Annotated in this window: 18 protein-coding genes and 1 pseudogene; 7 read left to right on the forward strand and 12 right to left on the reverse strand. The window is 61.3% G+C overall.

The features are described from left to right. Positions 1-14 precede the first annotated feature (14 nt). Positions 15-896, reverse strand: coding sequence for a recombinase family protein (locus AC2FPW_RS22370; RefSeq protein ID WP_496815481.1), 882 nt, complete (start codon positions 894-896; stop codon positions 15-17). 237 nt (positions 897-1,133) lie between these two features. Here AC2FPW_RS22370 and AC2FPW_RS22375 point away from each other — a divergent pair, with 237 nt between their 5' ends. Next, positions 1,134-2,369 carry a helix-turn-helix domain-containing protein gene (locus AC2FPW_RS22375; protein WP_496815482.1) on the forward strand — a complete coding sequence of 412 codons (1,236 nt, stop codon included), beginning with the start codon at positions 1,134-1,136 and terminating at the stop codon, positions 2,367-2,369. An 18-nt stretch (positions 2,370-2,387) separates the two neighbouring features. Here the strand turns inward: AC2FPW_RS22375 and AC2FPW_RS22380 are convergent, their stop codons facing one another. The 5 genes from AC2FPW_RS22380 to AC2FPW_RS22400 all read right to left on the reverse strand — a co-directional run bounded on the left by AC2FPW_RS22380 (position 2,388) and on the right by AC2FPW_RS22400 (position 4,699). Continuing rightward, complete coding sequence (locus AC2FPW_RS22380; protein ID WP_496815483.1) at positions 2,388-2,696, reverse strand: hypothetical protein; 309 nt, start codon at positions 2,694-2,696, stop codon at positions 2,388-2,390. Between the two features lie 73 nt (positions 2,697-2,769). Next, the gene (locus AC2FPW_RS22385; RefSeq protein WP_496815485.1) at positions 2,770-3,792 is read right to left on the reverse strand and encodes a serine hydrolase domain-containing protein; all 1,023 of its coding nucleotides are present in this window, start codon (positions 3,790-3,792) and stop codon (positions 2,770-2,772) included. Next, positions 3,785-3,958, reverse strand: coding sequence for a hypothetical protein (locus AC2FPW_RS22390; protein WP_496815486.1), 174 nt, complete (start codon positions 3,956-3,958; stop codon positions 3,785-3,787). The genes AC2FPW_RS22385 and AC2FPW_RS22390 overlap by 8 nt, the downstream gene beginning before the upstream one ends. Further along, a complete protein-coding gene (locus tag AC2FPW_RS22395; RefSeq protein ID WP_496815488.1) occupies positions 3,939-4,169 on the reverse strand; it encodes a helix-turn-helix domain-containing protein in 231 nt (76 codons plus the stop codon). Before AC2FPW_RS22395 ends, AC2FPW_RS22390 begins: the two co-directional genes overlap by 20 nt. Next, a complete protein-coding gene (locus tag AC2FPW_RS22400) occupies positions 4,169-4,699 on the reverse strand; it encodes a hypothetical protein (RefSeq protein ID WP_496815489.1) in 531 nt (176 codons plus the stop codon). The genes AC2FPW_RS22395 and AC2FPW_RS22400 overlap by 1 nt, the downstream gene beginning before the upstream one ends. A gap of 147 nt (positions 4,700-4,846) precedes the next feature. On the opposite strand from AC2FPW_RS22400, the gene AC2FPW_RS22405 reads away from it, so the two are divergent. Continuing rightward, a complete protein-coding gene (locus AC2FPW_RS22405) occupies positions 4,847-5,995 on the forward strand; it encodes a serine hydrolase domain-containing protein (protein ID WP_496815491.1) in 1,149 nt (382 codons plus the stop codon). A gap of 261 nt (positions 5,996-6,256) precedes the next feature. Here AC2FPW_RS22405 and AC2FPW_RS22410 read toward each other — a convergent pair whose 3' ends face one another. Then, positions 6,257-7,141, reverse strand: coding sequence for a LysR family transcriptional regulator (locus tag AC2FPW_RS22410; protein ID WP_496815493.1), 885 nt, complete (start codon positions 7,139-7,141; stop codon positions 6,257-6,259). Positions 7,142-7,252: 111 nt separating this feature from the next. Between AC2FPW_RS22410 and AC2FPW_RS22415 the strand changes: the two genes are divergently transcribed. Next, entirely contained in the window at positions 7,253-8,293 is a 1,041-nt protein-coding gene (locus tag AC2FPW_RS22415) for an NAD(P)-dependent alcohol dehydrogenase (RefSeq protein ID WP_496815494.1), read from the forward strand. A gap of 72 nt (positions 8,294-8,365) precedes the next feature. On the opposite strand, the gene AC2FPW_RS22420 is transcribed toward AC2FPW_RS22415, so the two are convergent. After that, positions 8,366-9,196 carry a penicillin-binding transpeptidase domain-containing protein gene (locus tag AC2FPW_RS22420; RefSeq protein ID WP_496815496.1) on the reverse strand — a complete coding sequence of 277 codons (831 nt, stop codon included), beginning with the start codon at positions 9,194-9,196 and terminating at the stop codon, positions 8,366-8,368. Between the two features lie 118 nt (positions 9,197-9,314). Here AC2FPW_RS22420 and AC2FPW_RS22425 point away from each other — a divergent pair, with 118 nt between their 5' ends. The 4 genes and pseudogenes from AC2FPW_RS22425 (at position 9,315) to AC2FPW_RS22440 (ending at position 13,982) form a co-directional block, all read left to right on the forward strand. Next, positions 9,315-10,253, forward strand: coding sequence for a LysR family transcriptional regulator (locus AC2FPW_RS22425; protein WP_496815497.1), 939 nt, complete (start codon positions 9,315-9,317; stop codon positions 10,251-10,253). A 426-nt stretch (positions 10,254-10,679) separates the two neighbouring features. Then, positions 10,680-12,314, forward strand: a complete 1,635-nt coding sequence (locus tag AC2FPW_RS22430) for a TnsB C-terminal domain-containing protein (RefSeq protein WP_496815499.1) — start codon at positions 10,680-10,682, stop codon at positions 12,312-12,314. A 1-nt stretch (position 12,315) separates the two neighbouring features. After that, positions 12,316-13,194: pseudogene (locus AC2FPW_RS22435) on the forward strand (TniB family NTP-binding protein). Next, positions 13,191-13,982, forward strand: coding sequence for a TniQ family protein (locus AC2FPW_RS22440; protein ID WP_496815501.1), 792 nt, complete (start codon positions 13,191-13,193; stop codon positions 13,980-13,982). The pseudogene AC2FPW_RS22435 and the gene AC2FPW_RS22440 overlap by 4 nt, the downstream one beginning before the upstream one ends. Here AC2FPW_RS22440 and AC2FPW_RS22445 read toward each other — a convergent pair. The 4 genes from AC2FPW_RS22445 to AC2FPW_RS22460 all read right to left on the reverse strand — a co-directional run bounded on the left by AC2FPW_RS22445 (position 13,979) and on the right by AC2FPW_RS22460 (position 19,868). Next, a complete protein-coding gene (locus AC2FPW_RS22445; protein WP_496815502.1) occupies positions 13,979-14,380 on the reverse strand; it encodes a hypothetical protein in 402 nt (133 codons plus the stop codon). The two genes, AC2FPW_RS22440 and AC2FPW_RS22445, sit on opposite strands and share 4 nt — an antisense overlap. A gap of 61 nt (positions 14,381-14,441) precedes the next feature. Next, the gene (locus AC2FPW_RS22450; RefSeq protein WP_496815503.1) at positions 14,442-16,988 is read right to left on the reverse strand and encodes a C-terminal helicase domain-containing protein; all 2,547 of its coding nucleotides are present in this window, start codon (positions 16,986-16,988) and stop codon (positions 14,442-14,444) included. 1 nt (position 16,989) lies between these two features. After that, the gene (locus AC2FPW_RS22455) at positions 16,990-18,789 is read right to left on the reverse strand and encodes a hypothetical protein (protein ID WP_496815505.1); all 1,800 of its coding nucleotides are present in this window, start codon (positions 18,787-18,789) and stop codon (positions 16,990-16,992) included. Further along, the gene (locus AC2FPW_RS22460) at positions 18,786-19,868 is read right to left on the reverse strand and encodes a hypothetical protein (protein WP_496815506.1); all 1,083 of its coding nucleotides are present in this window, start codon (positions 19,866-19,868) and stop codon (positions 18,786-18,788) included. The genes AC2FPW_RS22455 and AC2FPW_RS22460 overlap by 4 nt, the downstream gene beginning before the upstream one ends. Positions 19,869-19,898: the final 30 nt, after the last annotated feature.

The following is a 19,898-nucleotide window of genomic DNA, read 5'->3' on the forward strand; positions in this document are numbered from 1 at the left end:
CACAAGTGTGATCCTCAGAGGAGCCCCAGCTTTTCAGCACGCTCCAGCAGCATTCTGACTGAGGAAGGCTGCCAGCTGGTGCGACCGCGAGGGGTGCGCTCACGCATGGATTCCAGTCGGTCGCAGATTGCCTGCAAGGTGATCTCGGGGTCAGCACCTTTGATTGCGGCGACAATCGCAGGCAGGCGATCGTCGGTTTCGCGACGTCCAGCGCGTCCAAGCACTTCAGCGGGCAGGAACCCGTCCGCCACGTATGCCTTCACGGCGCGGAGCAGGCGGCTTTGCGTCCAGCGCCGATCATGGGGCAGGGGGCCATTGATGATCCGCAGGACGTCTTCCCAAGCCATATCGGGGCGCAAACGGCGCACATGCGGCACCCAATCCTGCGCAGTTTCGTTCAAGCGTTCCATGTAGCCGTCCTGTCGCGCCAGCCGCACCTTGCGCAGCGCTTCAGGGTCCTTGGCGCGAAGACCTGGGTTGCCGCCGACGCGGCCCTTTGAGCGTGCCGAGGCAAGTCCGGCTTTGGTACGCTCGCGGATCAGAGCGCGTTCGAACTCAGCCGCAGCGCCCAGAACCTGCAACGTGAACTTGCCCTGGGGCGAGGCAGTGTCGATCGGGTCCTGGAGCGAGCGGAAGAACGCCCCCTTGCCCTCCAGTTTTTCGATCACCTCAAGAAGGTGCGACAAAGACCGCGCAAGCCGGTCGATCCGCACGACGACCAGCGTGTCGCCCTTGCCAATCCGCTCCAGCACACGTGCAAGCACGGGCCGCGCGCGATTGCCGCCCGAGGCGTGCTCTTCAAAGATCTCGGCGCATCCCGCAGACTGCAGTGCCTCAGACTGGGGCAGGGGTGTCTGATCCTCGGTGGAGACGCGCGCATAGCCAATCAGGGGCATGAAACCGGGCCGTTTGCAATTTAATATATCGCCAATAAACGACCGTTTGTAAACGCTTGCAAGGGGCGTTTCCCTTGTCGCGCTGAGTTCGGGAAGCCTTGTATCTATGGCTGAAGCCCACGAGAGGCGCTCCATCGCTCTCGAGAAGACAGCATCCTCGGGCGCCTCTATAGTAGAGGAGAACGCAGTCCCTCAAACTTCATCGCCAAGCGCGCATAATGGCTGTATAATGCGCGCATGAGCCGACTACGCCTGACATACATGGACGATGAGGGGGTGTCTCTCGAAGACCTGGAGGCGTCCGACGCCGAGGATGACGCCGACCTCTGGTTCCTGCCCGGGCCGCTCGAGGACGAACCGGATTATCTGCCGCCCGGACCTGCGCCTGAGGCGAAGGAATCCAAAGTCGTCGATGCCTGGCGCGCGGCCGAGGCCGGGCAGGCGGCGCAGTTCGCCCGTGTTGCTGCCCGGTTGGGGATCCTCGATGAGCGCCTGCGCCGCGGCCCGGCTGGCTGGCGGCAGCGGCTCGCCCTGATCGAGGCTGCGGACCTGAGCTGGCTCACGCAGGACCGGATCGGGCTCGACCGGTTGTCTCTTTACATGGCGCTGCGGGTCTCGACCGTAACGGATGATGCGCAGGCGCTGTACCGGATCGGCTGGACCGTGCGGCGGCTGACCGGCGGACCCGCGCCGTTGGCGCGTCGTTGGGGTGTGGGCGACCTCGAAACCTTCCTTGATCGGCGCGACCGCCCGGGGCAGGGGGAGCGCTTTGACGACGCCAAGGCTCCCTCGCGCGTGGTCGAGATGGCAGAGCGCGACGCCTTCGAGGACCGGGCCGCCGGATGGCTCGCGATAATGGATCAGGCCGACGACCTGCACCCCGTTACGCGGGCCTGCATGGGCTTTCATCTCTGGCATGTCGCGGAGCTCTCGCCAGTCGACGATCCGCTGGAGGCCGCGGTGACGGCTGCGCGTGTCGCGGTCGCCGATCTCGCGCCGTCGGGGAGCGCTCCGGGCGCAATCTTCGCACCCATCGCCATGGGCGGGGGAGGGGGCTTCCGCGCAATCGGGGACCCGTCCGCCCGGTTAGCGCGCTGGCTGAGTGCGATGGAGAGCGCGACATTCGCAGCCCTGCGCAGGCTGGAGGAGATCGAAGCCTGGGCGGCGGCGGCGGAGCGAACGATGGCGCCGCTCTCGGGCAAGACTCCACCGATGCTGCGGCACCTCTTCAAAAGCTGGCCGTTGGTCTCAGTACAGATGGCCGAGAAACTAACGGGGGCGCACCGGGCGACGGTTCAGCGCAACATCGACTGGATGGAGGAGCGAAGCCTGATCCGGGAGGTCACGGGGCAGGGGCGGTATCGCATGTGGCGAATCGTCGAGACACGGGCGACAGAAGCAAGGTCGACCTCTGATCGAAATGATGAGCTGTCGGCGGAAGATCTCTTCGAAGTGGTGGCCCCACGGCAGTGAGACCCGTATACGGGTCAATCAGGCTTCCGCGTCTCGCAGCTCGCGCAGAGCAGCCAGATAGCGATTCATGCGGCGCATGTCCTTTTCGGTAAGCACCAACCATCGCGACCCATTCAGGTTGTCGAGAATGTCGGCTGTCTTGACCCGCCACGCGATCTTGTTGCCCTTGGCGCGCCGAGCGAAGGCCACGTAGACAACCTCGCTGTCGCCTTCATCTTCGGGCCGCTTCGTGACATGGCGCAAGGCGTTTAGCACAGTCATGGCGACCCCTTTCTTCAGGCGCTCGAATGCCCAGCTTGAACCGTCTTCAACAGTGTCATGCGACACGTCGAAAATTCGTTCGTCACCGGTGCAAGATCTGAGGAGCTATGCCATCCGTCCTTTGACTTTCCTTTCGGCTCTAAATCCTGATAGCTTGAGTCAGATGACGCGTGATTTTCGACATGCCCGCATCGCTGTTTGCAAGTGCGCCGACGACCCGTCCGGTTTCCAGATCAGCGGTCATCAGTGCGCGAAACCCATGATTTGTCCCATCATGCCAGATGGCCGCGCCCCTGTCAGAAAACACCCCAAGCGCTGCGCGACCTTGGACCGGGGTGATCATCCGTTGCGCGAGATCCAGTGGAAGGATCGCGCCGGTCTCGCCCCGGACGGATGCAACGAGACCACGCATGACTAGCGCCAGATCCACCGCGCGACACCAAAGGCCCGCAGCGGCACTTTCGGGGTACCTGTGGAAGCCGCCGGCCACTACACTCCCATCTTCGAAATGGCCGAAGGCGATGGATCCGATAGGTTCCAGATCGAAGGTTGCGCCGGAGATCCCAAGAGGCTCGAGAACGGCTGTGCGAGCATAGTCGGCGAAGCTCTGCCCGCTGACCTCCTCGATCAGCAATTGTAGAACGGTCGTACCGCCGCCCGAGTAGCGGTGCCATCCGCAGGCCAGGCGATCTGCGCGCACCGCTTCGGTGTTTGCCGGCGCCGCACCGTCGAGGACCTGCAACAGGGTCGGAATCGGTGTGTCGGCCGGATAGCCCGGAAACCCGCTCACTGACGTTCCGGCTGTGTGGGACATCAGCGCCGCGGCTGTCGCGCGCCGGGCGCAGCGGCCATGAAGGTTCCAGCGCGTCAGGTACTCGTTGACCGGCCTGTCGAGGTCGAGAAGGCCATCCCGGACAAGCGTCATCGCCGCCAGTGCCGCCACTGGCTTCGAGCAGGATGCGGCCTGAAACAGCGTACTATCCGAAACAGGACGCCCCGGCGCGGCGAGCCCGCCATGGGTTTGCTCGATGGTCTCTCTGTCGCTGACCGCGATCTGATAGCCGGTGTTGTCGGGCCGTGCATCTGCGGCGAGCGGTCTGATCGCGAACAGACCGGCCATTCCGGTCAGCGCCATGAGCCGCCTGCGCGTCATGTCAGTCATAGTCCCGGACCACACGGTCGCGAACCCAGACGAGGAACAGCCCAACAAGTGTCGCCGTAATCCATTCACCGCCGACCAACAATGCGAACGTCAGTATCGCGGCGAAGGCCTCATACGCTCCGCGCCGTTTCATCATCCGTTCCGCATTACGCTTGAGGTGTTCCATCGGAATCCTCCTTTTCGTATTCGAGAAGGTCGCTAGGCTGGCAGTCGAGTTCGCGGCAGAGCTTGGCCAACGTCTCGAACCGGACGCCTTTCACGTGACCGCGTTTCAGGAGCGAAAGGTTCGCCTCCGTGATGCCGATGCGCGCGGCCAGCTCCTTCGAACTGATCTTGCGCCGCGCGATCATGACGTCGAGACGGACGACGATCGGCATCAGACGAACGCGTCGTTCTCGGCCGCGATGGCGCGCGCCCGCGCCCAGACCCGCCCGAGCGACCAGAAGGCGAGGCCGAACAGGATCGCCAGAATGCCGTTGCTCGAGAGGCTCACCGTGAGCACGCGCGCGCCGGGGGCGGCGTTCAGCGACAGGACAAGGCCGAGGGCCGTGGGCACGACGATGGCGAGCGCCCCGGCCATCATCAACCAGCGCCCGGTCCCTGCCAGTGCCTCGGGTTGACGGGGGCCGAACCAGTCGCCGCGCGTGAAGCCAGTGAAGCAGCCCGCCAGACGCATGAGGGCCATTGAAACGGCGAGCGCGGGCATAAGCGACAGGAGGCTGGCCGAGATCAGTTGTGGGCTTGAGAGCGGGTGATCGGGAGGCAGTCCCAACTGCGACAGGGCCGCGCGCTCAGCCTCGCCCACGGTCCACGAGACCAGCAGCAGGACGGGGATGGCGAGGGCCGTCAGCCGACAGCCCCATGCCGCGATGGTCGCCTGGCGGGAGAGGCTGTCTTGGTTCGTCATCGTTGGAGTCGTCATGGCACCCCTTGCGCTTCGGCTCTCTTATAGGCAGATTATTTCTGTAAAACAATAACGAATCACCGCTCTGCAAAAAATTCGCTCCCCGACTTTCCGGTATGATCGGCGGGCGCAAGAACCAACGGACCCCGAATGACACGACGATCGACGCTCCTCGCCCTGGGCCTGCTTGCCGCCGGCTGCACCAGCATGGACCTCGCCCGGCCGACCCACGAGACCTGCACCGCGGCGGTGGCCTATTCCGGTGCCGATCTGCGTGCGCCGCTGCCCGCGACCGCAACGCGGCTCATCCCTGGACCCCAAAGCGGATTGACCCTTGGCGAGACCGATGCGCTCGGCAGCGCCGTCGCGATGGCACTGAGCGAAACCGGGGCGCCCAGCCTGTCGGTCGCGGTCTGGCAGTCTGGCGGCGGCCCTTGGACGGCGCGCCATGGAACGGCGCCCGGGACGCTTCATTACTGGGCAAGCGTGGGCAAGATCGTCACCGCCGCGGCCATTCTCCGGCTCGCCGAGGACGGGCGATTGACGCTCGACGACCCAATCTCCGCCTATTTGGAGGGCGTGCCAAACGACAACGTCATCACGCTGCGGATGCTGCTCGATCACACATCCGGGCTCTACAGCGCCAACGAGGATCCGGTCGTGCGGTCGAATGCGGTATCGCTCGACCGTGAAGGTCTGCTGGAGGTCGTAATCCGACAGCCGCCCTACGCCTGTCCCGGCGCGGCATGGCGCTACTCCAACTCAGGGTACACCTTGCTCGGTTACGTCGTCGAGGATGTCACAGGGGAGCCCTTCCATAGAGCGGCGGCCGACCTCGTGCTGTCGCGCAGCGCTGCTCGCGCCATTCGCATCCTCGCACCCGACGACCCGATGACCGATGTCGCGTCCCCGAGCGGGGGCACCGACCTGCCGGCCTTCGGTCTCCGCGCCCATCAGGGCGCGGGCGGGGTCGTAGCGGACGCCGAGAGCATGGCGCTGTTCCTGCGCGACCTCCTGGCGGGGCGCATCGTGTCGCAGGCGACCGTGGCCGACATGACCGCCGACCTCTATCCAATGTTTCAGGACGGCCTGTGGTACGGCCTTGGGCTGATGGTCTACGACGTACCGGACCCGAACGGCGGCGCGGTGTGGATCGGGCATTCAGGCGGTGTGCCCGGAGCGCGGGCTCTTGTGGCTTACGATCCTGACCGCGCGGCCATCGTCGCGGTCGCGATGACGGGCGAAGGCTCTTCGGAAGCGACCTCAAATCTTCTCTTCAACGCCTTGGAGGCGGATTGATGCGCGGCACCGCGGTCTTCTCGTTCGTCATCATGGCGGTGCTCGGGCTGGTGGGTTGCGATCACGTCAACTGGCAAGCGACATTCGATGCCTGGGAAGAGTCTCTCTGTCGCGATGACCCGAGCGCTTGCGATGCTCGGTAGGTCACGGCGCTGGCGAAGGCGAATGTCGAGCAGCCACGCCTTCGCTTTCGAGATCGCAAGCGGAAGCGCCGCGCGATCAGGCCAGTGTCGCGGGTCGGCAACCCGGCCAAACCGCACTTCAGACAGGGGGCGCGGCAGGCGCCGGCGGATGGCTGAGTGCCTCGGCCAGCATGTCGAACACCACCCGCACGCGGCGGGAGGTGCGCACCTCGCGGTGGGCGACCAGCCACAACGGCACCGGCACGCTGAACCCCGGCACCGCGCGCGCGATCTCGGGGTCGGCCAGCGCGATCTCGTCCATCATCAGCCCCACGCCCATGCCGCGCCGGACATAGGCCCATTGCACGAGATGCGCCTCGCACAGGATGCGAAACTGGCGTGCCTCGACCGGGTAGCCGCGCTCGGTAAGGGCGCGGGCCATGTTGTCGCTGCCCTCGAAGCCGATGAAATCGGCGCGCGAGAGGTCACCGCCGAGCCGCTCGAGATAGTCGCGCCGCGCGAACAGGCCCGCCGGGCGGTCGGGCGTGCGGCGCGCGATCAGGTCGTCCTGGGTGGGCCGGGCGTTGCGGATGGCGATATCGGCCTCGCGCAGTTGCAGATTGCTTTGCTGACCGGTGGCCACGATGGTGATCTCGATATCGGGATGGGCGGCGCGCAGAGCCTCCAGCATAGGGGACAGGATGTAGGCGCTGACCGCCTCGCCGGCGGTGATGCGGATCGGTCCATCAAGGCTCTGGCTCTGTCCCGAGGCCGCCAGCGCCACCCGCTGCGCCGCCTCGCCCATGTCGCGCACATGGTCCAGCAGGTCGAGCCCGGCCGGGGTCAAAACCAGCCGCTTGCCGATCCGCTCGAACAGCGTCACGCCCAGTTCGCGCTCCAGTGCCTCGACCTGCCGGCCTACGCTGGGCTGGGCCAGCTTCAGAACCCGGGCCGCGCCCGACAGGCTGCCGGTCTCGACCGTAGCGAGAAAGGCCCGCGCGCGGGCCCAGTCGAAGCGCAGCATGTCCCAATTCATGCATTTATGCATAACTATACTGCTCAGTCAGTCAATTCTTCATGCGTATAAGAAGGCGTATGCCGGGGTCAGTCGTAATTTTGCGTCACGGAGACACCCATGCCTTTCCAGTCCCAGACCCTTCCCGAAACCATGACCGCCGCCACCATCCGCCGCTATGGCGGGCCGGAGGTGATCGCGCTCGAGACTATGCCCGTCCCGCGCCCCGCCCCGGGCGAGGTGCTGGTCCACATCTATGCCTCCGCCGTCACCACGGGCGACTGGCGCCTGCGCGGCGCGGCCTATCCGAGGGGCCTGCGCCTTGTGGGGCGGCTGGCGACGGGCCTGTTCCGCCCCCGGCATCCCGTGCCCGGCGTGACCTTTTCCGGCACTGTGGTCGCCACCGGCGAGGGCGCGGCGCGGTTCGCGGTCGGTGAGCCGGTCTTCGGCGCGCTGAACCGGGGTGGGCACGCGGACTACATCGCCGTGTCCGAGACCGCCGCGATTGCCGCCAAGCCGCTGAGCCTGAGCCATGCGCAGGCCGCAGCACTCCCCTTCGGCGCCGCCACCGCCGATCACTTCCTGCGTCATCTTGGCAAGCTCCGGACCGGCGAGCGGGTTCTGATCACCGGCGCCTCGGGCGCGGTTGGTCATGCCGGCGTTCAGATCGCGAAGGCTCTGGGCGCGCATGTCACCGCACTGACCTCATCCGCCAACGTCGATTTCGTACGCGGTCTCGGCGCTGACGAGGTGATCGACCGTACCCGCGAGGATGTCACCACGGTTGACGCCCGCTTCGACGCGGTGTTCGACACCATCGGGCACCTGGATTTCGGTCGGGCCCGCGGGCTGTTGCAGCTTGGGGGGCGCTACCTGACGACCGAGGGCGGCTGGCGCGAGGCGCGTCAGATGCTGGTCCCAATGCGGCGCCACGGCCACGCGGTGCGTTTTGGTGTCTCCGAACCGGATGCGGCGCAGCTTTCGCGCCTTGCGGAGTTGGCCGACACAGGCAAGCTGGCCCCGGTTATCGAGAAGAGTTTCCCTCTGACCGAGATCGCCCGCGCTCACAAAGCGGTCGAAACCCGCCGTCGCCACGGCGTGATTGCGCTGGACGTACAGGCATGCGAAGCAAAGCTGGCATCGTCGTCTTTGGTACGATGACCGCTTCTCTCCGTCGCGGATGATCGGGTGGCATCTTCGATCAGTAATTTGCCCTAGTGGCCGGGCGCCGGTTCAGAATCCACAGGCATCAAGCAGGATCATGCTATGGTCTCTCCGAAATGTCCTGAGATCCGCGTACGTCTGCGCACGAACGTAATGTGCGAGGACAACAGGTTCTTGGCCTTGACGCGTCAACCACCCGACATACCAGCCCTCGAAGGCGCCGTCGAAGTTTCCGGCCTCGATGGGCCCAGAACCAGTTTTTCCGTGCAAGACACCGTTGTCGAGAATGTCGTCCTGGCTAGCCGCTGTAATAGCGTCGATAGTCGTTGGGTCCACGTCTAGCCCGCCAGTGAGAAGCGCAGAAACGAACTCAACTTGCTCCTCGACCGAGATCGCAAGAGGACCTCCGAGCCAAAACCCGTCATTTCCGTCAGGAGCATTCGCGTTCCCGTAGTTCCAAGCACTGAGGATCCCGCGGTATTGGCGTCCCCCGACTTCCTGAGCGACCTCCTGAAAGTACCACGCTGCCGACCTCTGAAATGCGGTTTGAAGTGTCTGCCCCTGTCGCCATGCGTCGGGCCAGTAGCGGGCAGGGGGGCGGGCCACGGGATCCCAGTCCCTCCATTCATGCGGGTCCATTGTCGTACCCGTCTCCAGCGCAATCACGAAGTTCGCGATCTTGAAACTCGACCACGGAGCGTGTCGGCTCGTGAGATCGCTTCCGGAAAGCTCGCAGCGTTCTCCATCGCCGAGATCGACGGCGAGAAAATCTGAGGTTCGCCCTTCAAGTGGGGGAATGAGGGCCTCCCGTTCAATAATACGCGTCTCTGCGACAGCGGACGCTGGGTGTAGCAGTACAGCAAGGATTGCCGCGATGAGGGAATATTGTTTTGCGTTCATAGTCGTCCTTCCGAAGTGCAAATCGCAGGTTGCCCAGCTTTCGCGCATGGACTAGGCACGCGAGGCGAATGAAGCAAATGATGCTTTTTCAGTACGTCATGAATTGGATTCACGCGCGATGGATTTGTCTAAATTTGACCTCAACCTGCTTCGCGTATTTCGCGAAGTCTTGAGGAGTGAAAGCATCGCGGACGCGGCCGCGCGCCTCAACGTAACGTCGTCTGCCGTCAGCCACGCCTTGAGGCGATTGCGCGATGTGACCGGTGATCCACTGTTTGTCAGGCACGGAAATGATATCACGCCGACGCCGAAGGCTATCGCGCTCGGGCGGATCGTTGGGGTCACGCTGGACCGTCTTGCCGATGGCCTGAAGGGATTGTCAGAGGATCCAAATGGCGAAGCGCCTTGGAATCTGCCTCGCGTTTTGCGCGTGGCAGCACCTGGAGCTTTGGAACCCACATTAATTCCTATGCTGGCCGAGATACTTCGTGCAAATGCGCCGACATGGGGGCTCGAGATCTTTTCCTTCGAGCGACGAAGTTATGAAGCCGATATTATTGCGGGGGCCGTCGATCTTGTTTTTTCGGTCGGCGGCCATACGCCGCCGAGTTCATCTCTTTCGTTCGATGAAATATGGCAGGACCGCGTCGTCTGTGTCGTTGGGCCTCGCCATAAATTTGCATGCCGGGCGACGATTGAGATGGAGGAGTATCTCTCGTGCGATTTCATCTACTCGTTGCCTTGGCGAGCAAAGGATAACTACCTAGACGTATGGATGGCACGCCAAGAACGGCACCGAAACCGCGTCGTAACTGTACCCAGCTACGCTGGTGTCGGAGCGATGCTTGCGACAACGGATCTCGCTGCATCAATGCCGGACCGAACGGCGGTCGCTATGAAAGCAATGTATCCCGCACTCTCCATCTGCTTGCTGCTGCCTGAATTGAAGTCCGGCCTCCGCGTCGAGACCCTTTCAGAAGGCAAGCGGGACGCTCAAACCGATTGGATTTTGTCTCGATTGAAGGAGGAAGCTGCATCTATTGCTGCGTTAGGTTAGTCTGGCTGAATGCATTGGTTGGCTAAGGCGGAGCGTAAGTATTTGGCGCATTCCGTGTCTATGTAGCAGTGACAGCGCTTTCGAATTTATCTGCTGGTTTCCCATTCCACAGAACACGGTCGTTCAGGCATGAGGCGTGCGTATCAAAGACACGTGGCTCAGCAGCGATTAAGACCAATGGTCGGACAGAGCCTTTTGCGGGAGGTATCGTAACCCGCGCCTGACGTCTCGGCCACATTGCCATTCCTCCGTCATCGCGAAACCTCGCCGGCCAGCACGGCTGTCGCGTAGCCCTTAATTCTGAGAAGACGAATTCAATAAAATCAATGGTACACCGTTGCCCTTAAATGTGAGATGTTGCCTTTAATTCTGAGATTCTTGCCGTTAAAGGTGAGACAGGGTTCACAGGGCAGGTCTGCAGCGACGATGCAAGCCGATCGCGAAGAAGTCGGAGTTGTTGGCGCGGAGGACCAGCGCCGGGCAGCAGTATTGCGACCCTTGGTTCAGGCCTATCTGTCCGGGGCCGATAGCCTGGAGAGCGGCATCCGTGACGCGGTCTGGGAGCTAAGTGTAAGCCGTGCGACGGTCTGGCGGTGGATCCGGAGGCTTGCCGAAGGAGGCGGCCGAACCAGTGCGATTGTTCCGAAAAAACGTGGCCGTCCAACGGGAACCGCCATGGTGCAAGACGAGGTTGAAGCCATCATCGAAGATCACCTCATGCGATACTACTTGCGCCGGGAGCGTCCCAGCTTGGCGCGGGTGGTCAGCGAAATCCGCAGTGCTTGCGGTGAGCAAGGGTTTCAGAGGCCGACGCGCCGGACAGTTCAGCGCCGTCTCGATGCGATGGATGTGCGCGAAGTCATGAAAGCGCGCGAGGGGGCGAAGGCGGCACGGCAGCGTTTCGCGCCGGTGACAGGGCAGAACGCGGCAGAGCGGCCGCTGGACGTCGTGCAGATCGATCACACACCGGCCGACATCATCCTTGTCGACAGCTTCGAGCGTAAACCCATCGGCCGGCCTTGGGTCACCCTCGCGATCGACATCAACACACGCATGGTGACGGGATACCACGTGAGTTTCGAGGCGCCATCGCGCCTTTCGGTGGCCTTGTGTCTTACGCATGCTGTCGCCTCAAAAGCAGAACTGGTGGCTGACCTTGAATGCGCTGTACCGTGGCCTGCCCAAGGCAAACCGCGCAGCATCCATGTCGACAATGGCCGCGATTTCCGGTCCCAGGCTTTTCAGTCAGCTTGTGCGGAATGGGGGATCAACCTGGTCTACCGACCGCCAGGAAGCCCTCATTTCGGTGGGCATATCGAACGGCTGATCGGCACGATGATGGGCGCAGTGCATCTCCTGCCGGGAACCACCCAGTCGTCAGTTGCGGCCAAGGGCGGCTACGATGCCGAAGCCAATGCGGCGATGACCCTGCGAGAGTTCGATCGATGGTTTGCCCTCGAAATCTGCCGTTACAACAACAGCATTCACTCAAGCCTCAGCTGCACGCCCGTTGCCAAGTGGGATGCGCTCGCAGGGGAAATGTCCGGCGACATCCCCTTCGACATGGAGGCGTTTCGGGTGAGTTTCCTGCCAAGTGAGCAGCGACAGGTTCGGCGCGACGGCATCCATCTGTTCGACTTGCGCTACTGGTCCGACGCCCTCGCAGGTTATGTCGGTCGTCGGGACGGAAAGGTGGTGGTCCGCTACGATCCCCGCGATCTCTCGGCCGTCTGGGTCGAGCTGGATGGCGGCAGATGCGTCGAGGCCCGATACCGAAATCTTGAGATCCCGCCGGTGTCGCTCTGGGAGTATCGCGAGGCCATGCAAAAGGCACGCGCCATGGGAAAGGTGGGCACGAATGAATTGGTCCTCGCCGAATTGATCCGGCGGCAACGCCAGATCGAGGGTGAAAGCCGCGCTTTGACCAAGTCAGAGCGCCGATCCCGTGAAAGGAATTCTTCGATGAAGGGTTTGGCCGCCGATGATCGGGCGTCGGAGGGGCTGCGACCGGTCGACACAAGTGATACATCGCGCCCCATGTTCAAGGTGGAGCGCTGGTGAATTGAGGGCAGAAACTGAAGATGACGGCCGTATCGCTCTCATTCAGTCGGACATCTGGATCGGCTTTCCCCGGGCGGAGCAAGTGCTGGACCGGTTACAGGGACTAATTGAGATGCCGCGGCAGACCCGCATGCCTGGCCTTCTGGTGCATGGAGCGTCCGGCATCGGCAAGACAATGATCGCCCGCAACCTGTAGCGACGCTATGCGCCGGAGTACGACTCGGAGTCCGGCGTCACCCACACCCCGTTACTTCTGTTGCAGGCGCCACCCGCTCCCGATGAACGGCGGTTCTATATGCACATCCTTGCAGCAGTTGGTGCCCCGTCGTCGGCGCTGAGCCCGAAGGCCCAGAGTGTTGCCTCGCTGGAAGTTCGGGTCGTGGGCCTTTTGCGCGACCTCGGGCTGCGGATGATCATGATCGACGAAGTCCACAACCTTCTGGCGGGCACGCACAGGGAACAGCGCCGTTTCCTCAATGTCTTGAGGTATCTCAGCAACGAACTGGAAGCATCCTTGGTTTGCTTCGGCGTCAGCGAAGCCGTCGATGCCATTCGCGGCGATGTCCAACTCGCCCGTCGGCTTGATGAACACCACCTGCCGAATTGGCGCGATGATGCCGAGTTCTCGGACATGATTCAGACCTTGATTGCGGCCATGCCGCTGGAGAGAAAATCCAATCTGAAAGTGCGGTCGCTAAAGCAGATACTCGCGCTGACAGGCGGGGTGACGTCCCGCATCTTTGCCTTGGTCAAGGATCTGTCCATCGACGCGATCATCAGCGGTGACGAGTGCGTCACTGATGATGCCATTGCAAAATGGACACCGGTCTGGTCGCGCCATGCAAATGCCCAGCGACGGCTCGAGAAGTCGGGGGCATGAAGCATCGCCCACTGCCCATAACGGTGACGCCAGTGCCGGACGAGCTGCTTTCCGGTTGGTTGTCACGCCTGGCCGCTTCAAATCATTGCAAGGTAGTAGACCTTCTCGTCCATATCGGGATCGACGCAAAATATGCTGCCGCCCTCGATCATGGTATCGACATGCTGGATGCGGACAGGATTTCCGTTGCTGCACGCATAGACCCCGCACTCGTGCTGTCGATGACTTTCGCGGCGATGCCGGAACCAGAGTTGCGGTTGACCGCGCAGTTGCCCTTCCAGGCTTGCCCAAACTGCGCTGATGGCGGCGTTGCGCTCAGGCACTGGCGAAGGGCCTGGGCGTTCGACTGCCAGATGTGTGGAGCCCGGCTTCTTCCAAAGGCCGAGAAGCAAAATGGCGCCGCGGTCTCCGAAAAGCTGATTCATCGTGCTCGGAGCGGGGCACAGGTGCTGGAGCGCGTCGCGATGTCCGGCAGCCCGCGTGAACTACGTCGAGCCATGCGGGCGGTCACCTTCGCGATGGGACTGAATGCCTTGCGTGGAGATCCGTTCTTCGCCCTTCAAAGTCCCCGGCCAAACATAAGGCTCTTCTGCCTTGCCGCTATTGTCTCCGCCCAATCACGTCCACTGGTAAAGGCTGCGTTGTGCAGCATGGACATCGACGTCTACGCACGAGTTGCCCTGCTACGCGCCTATGAAAATCAGCCCCGGCTGCTTGCGGCCATAGACAAGATAGTTCAGCAAATGCGACCACGCGACGGCGCTTCAGCCACTTCATCTCATATTTAAGGGCAAGAAATGCCGGAAAGCGCGCCGTGTCTCGGATTTAAGGGCAACGCGACATCGAGGATGTCGGCTGTTTTGACCCGGCGCGCGATCTTGTTGCCCTTGGCGCGTCGGACGAAGGCCACGTAGACGGCCTCGCTGTCGCCTTCATCCTCGGGCGTCTTCGTGACAAGGCGTAAGGCGTCGAGCACAGTCGGCGAGAAACCTTCTTCCTCAAGGCGCTCGAATGTCCAGCCAGGGCCGTCTTCGACCACGTCATGCAGAACGCCTACGATCCGTTCGTCGTCGGTCTCCAATGACATCATCACCCGGAGCGGATGTAGCAGATACGGCGCGCCGGCCTTGTCGGTTTGTCCCCGATGGGCTTCCGCAGCGATTTCGATGGCGCGTTGAAGGTTCAATAGCTTCTCCTGGTGTATGAATATGATCGTGACCATCCGTTGGTGTTTATGGAACTTCACATCACTCCCATGGCGCAAAGCTTGGCGTGGCTACAATGATACGGCTCCTAAGAGCTTCGAGTTCTGGAGAAATTGCTGCGTGGGTTCCCTGATGCGGCAAAACTTCCCCGTGCAATTGTGCACGCAGCTCCATCCAACGTTCTTTCAGGACCTGCCAGTTGTGATCATCATAGGTTCCGCTGACAACGACAGGATGAATGCGTATACGTGGGGGATCGCCCTCGGCGTGCCCATGCCAATTTTCCAAGTCTTTCAGCCAACAGCTACCCTTGCGGTCCACACGACCGATCTGTTGTTCGACAATACCCGGGTTCCATTCTGCATGCAGTATGACCACGGTGCGGCAGGCTTCATGCAGGTTTAACCCCTCTCGCCCAACGCGGGATTGAGCGAGGAGTACCATTGGCCAGCTGGAGGCGCGGTTGAATGCGGACTGCAGCAAGCGGCGTGTTTGAGGTGGGGTCGCGCCAGACATCATCCGGGCAAAATTGCCCTCTCGCCGGGAGAAGTCCTGAAGATACGCGGCCAGCCTGGACGGCAAAACACTGTCGTTTTCTTGCTCTTCATCGGTTAATAGTTCATCCAGCAGCCCTTTGAACAGCGCCAGCATCTCGTCGCCGGACCACGCTGCGTCAGCACTCTCGCGTCTGTCGCCAAGCGCCTCCAGTAGTGCCCCGATATCGCCTTGCAGCTCTTCACCATCGTCATCTTGGCGCAAATAGCCAACCAACAGCGCGGCAGTATCATCCTGCGGTGCCAAGGCTTCGATTTCACGATGCAGCCTTGCAAGCTCCGTTCGGCGCGCACTGGACCATTTTCGATATCGCTCGGTCAGCATCTGGTTGATCGAAGTGATCCCGCCTGTCGTCACACAGAGATCAGGGTCGTTCATGGCGGCAAGAACGGCGGGTTCGCTCTCGTCCCGTACTTTTGATGCTGGCCAGTGCCGTCCATCTCTGAGCCGCCGGAGCATTTCGCGTGCGTCCAGTAGCCGGGTCAGCGCATTCATCGGAGTTATGAAGCGCCCGAAAACGAGAACCTTTTCGTCTCGTTCGGCATAAGACTCGATCAGTCGAACTACGGCTAGTATTGCAGGATGGGTGTAGATATCCGCAGGCTGGCCACGGAAGGCATCGAACCAGAATGACTGCGGGCCTTCCAACTCATCTTCCTGCAGCAGCTGTTCAGCAGTTTCGGATTCGGGTGCGAGACCAAATCCGTACCCTTGGGCGACCGATAGTCTTGCACGCTTCACGCGATGGTCTTCCTGGGGCAGGATCGAAAGCGCTTCAGCTGCACAAAACCGACGCAGCCAGTCGCGAGTGAACCCCTTCGTTATCGGCGACACCTTTAAGTCCTCGACGACGCGATAATCTCCATGCGCTTCCTGAAATGCACTGATCTCAGGATCGTGTCGCTTGTCCCTTCTTAGAACATAGGGGCGTAATGCCTTTTGAAATCTGATTGCAGCGTTCTCGAAGTTATCGGTCAATGGCTCGTCAAGTTCTTCGACCCGGATGCGTTTGACAATATCGACATAACCGCTGATCCATTCGGTAAGTTCGGCAAGCGGAGTAATATCTTCACCATCGTCCCGCCCACTGATCCGGCCTAGCGTGTCCTTCCATTGCCCGGAATCCAGTTCCACAGGCGTGGCAGTCATCCCGAGGCGGAATGGATCCTCGGCCTCCCAACTGACTGGTCCGAGAATGCGCGATAGGCTGGAATCCTCCCCACGGGCCTTGTGGGCCTCATCAACGACGATCAAGTCGAACTGACCCAGCCCATAACCTATGAGCGGCAGGATCTTGCCCTTGTATTCATCGGCCGCAAGCCATCGGTGGTCTCCGGACAGATCATCAAGCACGCTCCGACACAAACCGTGTTCAATGATAGTGTCGGCAATCATGCGGGCGGCGCGGCGGGTGGCATGGACCTGGCTAATCTCACCACGGTGAAAGTTGTCGCGCATGAAATTGCGTCGTTGCCCTGCTAATAAGCGCACAACATTCGGAAGCAATTCACGCCGCCATCCCCCCGCCGGACCGTTGCCTGCGTTCGGAAAGCGCATGGCTGCAAATGTGTGCGAGATCATCAGGACCTCTTCATTGGCCCAGCCATTTTTCGGCAATTCCCGCTGCTGTCTGCGATCCTTTAGCCAGTCCGCGTGTTTGATTTTACGTTTTTGGGTTCCTTCGGCATCTTCCTCGGTGAGGAAACCTGCGATAAATCCGTCATAGCTGCGCAATGGCAGCAGGGTCTGGTCATCAGGGTGAAATAGCCTCAGTTCCTTCTGCCACTGCACGCCCAACCCAGCCGGAAGCACAATCGCAGCTCTGCCGTCCGCTTTGCGAACTGCTGAAATGAGTGCGACCGCTATTCGGGTTTTCCCCATCCCGACTTCGTCGGCCAGCAAAGCGGCCCGCTGACCGGATCTGATCCGCGCGGCAAGTTGCGCAACAGATGCGCGCTGTCCAGCATCAAGCGGTTCATCCGTCTGTTGCGACGCGAGCTGCTCAAGATAATCAGCGGCCTTCATCCAATCCATGTCACATGCCCTCGTCAGCCCAAAGCGACGGAAGGTCATCGATCTCCCATTCCCGAGCTACAGCCTTCAACGATTGTTCCAGCAGGGTCAGGTCGATATCGTCAGGGCACATCCGCGGGTCCATTAGTGCCGGCAAGGGATTTGACTTTGCATCGCGAAAAAAGCCAATCATCAGCTGCTCCTGCTTGCAGATCGCGCGCAAGGTGTGACGCAGTTCTCGACACCAACGCTGCCAATCTCGCGGGTCAAGTCTTGCCTGGGTCTCGCCAAGCCGCACCAGAAGGCTCATCATCCGGCGAATAGCATAGGTTGCGGGTGGCAAATCCGGGGTATCCGAGGCTTCCACCATTGGCTCACCGCCTTCGGGTCCGTCATCGGGCTGATCTGCGTCCAAGGGTTCTGGGAACGCCTGCAGGCCGGCCAAGACGTCTTCCACTGTCAATTCGGATGGCCGTGGCACAACAAGCACGCCCTCCGCGATCACGGGAACGCGCCAGCCACCATGTGTCAGCGTGACAACGGCTGGAGCAGGTGCAGGCCAGATGCACGGCGTGGGGCACGATGCACCGTCCGGACCTATGACATCCAGAACAATCCCGCCTGGCGCACAAAGCGTATCATCCTTCCAGTTCAACCAAGACGCTGGCGGCAGGGTTTCAGGCTCTTCGGGGGGCACAAACCCGCTGCCAGACTGTAGCTTCGAAGGCTCGACGGTCTCGTTGAACTGGATTGGCAACAAGGTCGCGAAACCTTGCTTGCTGTTCTTTCGGCTGCGCCATTTCAAGCCTTTGGGAAGATCGACGACAACGCCCGCTTCAAGATTGCCACCCGCGCTGGCGGCCTTTTCAAATCCGTTCCGGCTGAGATTCCCCGACCCTAAATAGACGCGCCCAACGGCCTCGTCGTGACCTGCGCCGAGCAATACAAACTTAGCGTGAAGTCGCCCGTCCTTGCCATGCATAGCGGAAATCGGGCACCGGAGATTCCAACCGACCGCGGTCAGGGCCGGGCCACGCATGGCCAGACCTTGACAGGACATCGGGTTCAGAAACAGGTCCAAAGTCGCAGATTTCTTCAAGAGCTTTTCTTCGACCAGCTTCTTGCGAAACCTCTCAGGCAGCCCCGCGCCACCATCGCCTTCTGCTTCAAAATAACCGGATCCAAGGATTAGGCGATCTGCCTTTTTTCCTATTCCCAGTCGATCGACGACCTGAGGAAGCAAAGCCTTAGACCGGCTGTCGATGAAGCGTGGCTGCAAGGTAGAGGCCGGAAGGCGCTCAATCTCGTCCTCCAGCTGCGCATAGGGTAGTGCGCCGTCATATTCCCGTTCGATCAGCGTGCAATCCCCACGCTGGCGCAGCCATTCGAACATGTTCCAGGCCGCCCGAATATCTGCGATATCCTGATCTCTCGGATCATCGGTCTGAAGGTCAATTGACCAGAACAGGTCAATGCTGTCCGTCAAAGGGTCTTGCGTCCAGTTTCCCGTGCTGACCGCGAGCCTGATGATATATCCATCTTCATCGCGCTTGCGAAATCCCAGCAAGGCAACCTTGGCGTGCAAGAGGTTGTAACCTCGATCCTGCGGCCGCATCCACATCCAGGCTAGACCCGATATGTCCGAAATTGCGTTCATTGTCGGGTGAATGAACGCGGCTAGTACGGGGCGCGCCATTTCGCCAGTAAAGCTGCGCCGGATCTGCCCCATCACCTTGGGCGTTGCCGTAAAACCGCAGAAGAAACCGAAATCCCCGAAACAATCCTTGGGCGGCATGAAGAGGGTGATAAGCGTTGTGTTCATGATGCCGGTTCTTCACCTGCTGAGACCCGACATCCCGGGTTCACATCGCCGTTCAGTTCGGTCGCAAGGCAATGAAGATTGAAAAGTCGGAATAACTGAGGCGCGAACTCGGCATCATTGACGGATTCGTCTGCATCGATGCTTGGCATCTCGCCGGCCGCTGGTCCCAGACCGATACGATCGTCTCGCCACCTGATCACCGTTCCATCGCGATCGGCCAGCTTTTGAAGAAGCTGTTGGTCGGGCAAATCCCGGACCTCTGAAAGGAATTTCCGGCTGCTTGACTCATCTGCTGCGTCAATTCTGGCGCCCAGCTGGCGGGCGCATTGGCGAAGCGCCGCGAGGGGCTCGTCCACGGTTTTATTGGCCACGTCCAAGGGCAGCCAAGCGGCCTCATTGGCATCGCGAAGCTGAAGCAGACTTTCTTCCAAGCGATACAACACCGCCAGTGCGGCACTGCGTAAATCCATGAAAGCCGCCCCCGCGCGCAGATCCGTCCAATGGTCGGTAGTTATCCCGCTGAGCGGTTCGACGGCATCGAGCTGGCCTGCACTGGGCCCGGTCTTGAGTGCCACGAGAGCACGCCGACGCGACGTTGACGGATCATCACCTCCGACAAGCCGAGCCAAGATCAGCTTACGCACCTCGGGTGGGACGGCAGCATTTGGCGACAGGTCTTCAATTACCTTATTCAAACCATGAGGGGATCCCCCATGTGCCCATGCGGCCAGAACACGACGGTAGTTTACCATCACTGGCAGGTTTAGCATCTGCGCGCCTGCGGTGTGGATGGTGAAAGCACCAAAGCGACTGCCCCGCACAAAACCTAGCGCGACCAGCGGTTGCACCATGGCCATGCGGATGGGTTGAACCACATAGGTGCCGCGTCGTTTGAGATTCTTGAAACTCCAGTCTTTCAGCCCTTGCATCTTGCGTAGACCACGCACGCGACGGTCCGCCAGGCCCTCTTCGGTGGCCTTTCGCATCATCAAAGCCTCGACGGCGTTGCCGACTGGCAAGGCCGATACACCTAGCTCCTCGGCAATGGACACCGCTAAAACCGACCAGAGAATCGGCATCGGAAACCACATCCCACCCAAGCCTGGTAC

The organism is Ruegeria sp. SATB027 (assembly GCF_059613825.1).

Excerpts from the sequence above, each read along its gene's own strand:
- AC2FPW_RS22450 (WP_496815503.1), bottom strand. The coding sequence starts at position 16,988 with ATGGATTGGATGAAGGCCGCTGATTATCTTGAGCAGCTCGCGTCGCAA.
- AC2FPW_RS22430 (WP_496815499.1), top strand. The coding sequence starts at position 10,680 with ATGCAAGCCGATCGCGAAGAAGTCGGAGTTGTTGGCGCGGAGGACCAG.
- AC2FPW_RS22385 (WP_496815485.1), bottom strand. The coding sequence starts at position 3,792 with ATGACTGACATGACGCGCAGGCGGCTCATGGCGCTGACCGGAATGGCC.
- AC2FPW_RS22420 (WP_496815496.1), bottom strand. The coding sequence starts at position 9,196 with ATGAACGCAAAACAATATTCCCTCATCGCGGCAATCCTTGCTGTACTG.
- AC2FPW_RS22440 (WP_496815501.1), top strand. The coding sequence starts at position 13,191 with ATGAAGCATCGCCCACTGCCCATAACGGTGACGCCAGTGCCGGACGAG.
- AC2FPW_RS22390 (WP_496815486.1), bottom strand. The coding sequence starts at position 3,958 with ATGGAACACCTCAAGCGTAATGCGGAACGGATGATGAAACGGCGCGGA.
- AC2FPW_RS22460 (WP_496815506.1), bottom strand. The coding sequence starts at position 19,868 with ATGCCGATTCTCTGGTCGGTTTTAGCGGTGTCCATTGCCGAGGAGCTA.
- AC2FPW_RS22455 (WP_496815505.1), bottom strand. The coding sequence starts at position 18,789 with ATGAACACAACGCTTATCACCCTCTTCATGCCGCCCAAGGATTGTTTC.
- AC2FPW_RS22410 (WP_496815493.1), bottom strand. The coding sequence starts at position 7,141 with ATGCTGCGCTTCGACTGGGCCCGCGCGCGGGCCTTTCTCGCTACGGTC.
- AC2FPW_RS22415 (WP_496815494.1), top strand. The coding sequence starts at position 7,253 with ATGCCTTTCCAGTCCCAGACCCTTCCCGAAACCATGACCGCCGCCACC.
- AC2FPW_RS22425 (WP_496815497.1), top strand. The coding sequence starts at position 9,315 with ATGGATTTGTCTAAATTTGACCTCAACCTGCTTCGCGTATTTCGCGAA.
- AC2FPW_RS22400 (WP_496815489.1), bottom strand. The coding sequence starts at position 4,699 with ATGACGAACCAAGACAGCCTCTCCCGCCAGGCGACCATCGCGGCATGG.
- AC2FPW_RS22405 (WP_496815491.1), top strand. The coding sequence starts at position 4,847 with ATGACACGACGATCGACGCTCCTCGCCCTGGGCCTGCTTGCCGCCGGC.
- AC2FPW_RS22375 (WP_496815482.1), top strand. The coding sequence starts at position 1,134 with ATGAGCCGACTACGCCTGACATACATGGACGATGAGGGGGTGTCTCTC.
- AC2FPW_RS22370 (WP_496815481.1), bottom strand. The coding sequence starts at position 896 with ATGCCCCTGATTGGCTATGCGCGCGTCTCCACCGAGGATCAGACACCC.
- AC2FPW_RS22395 (WP_496815488.1), bottom strand. The coding sequence starts at position 4,169 with ATGCCGATCGTCGTCCGTCTCGACGTCATGATCGCGCGGCGCAAGATC.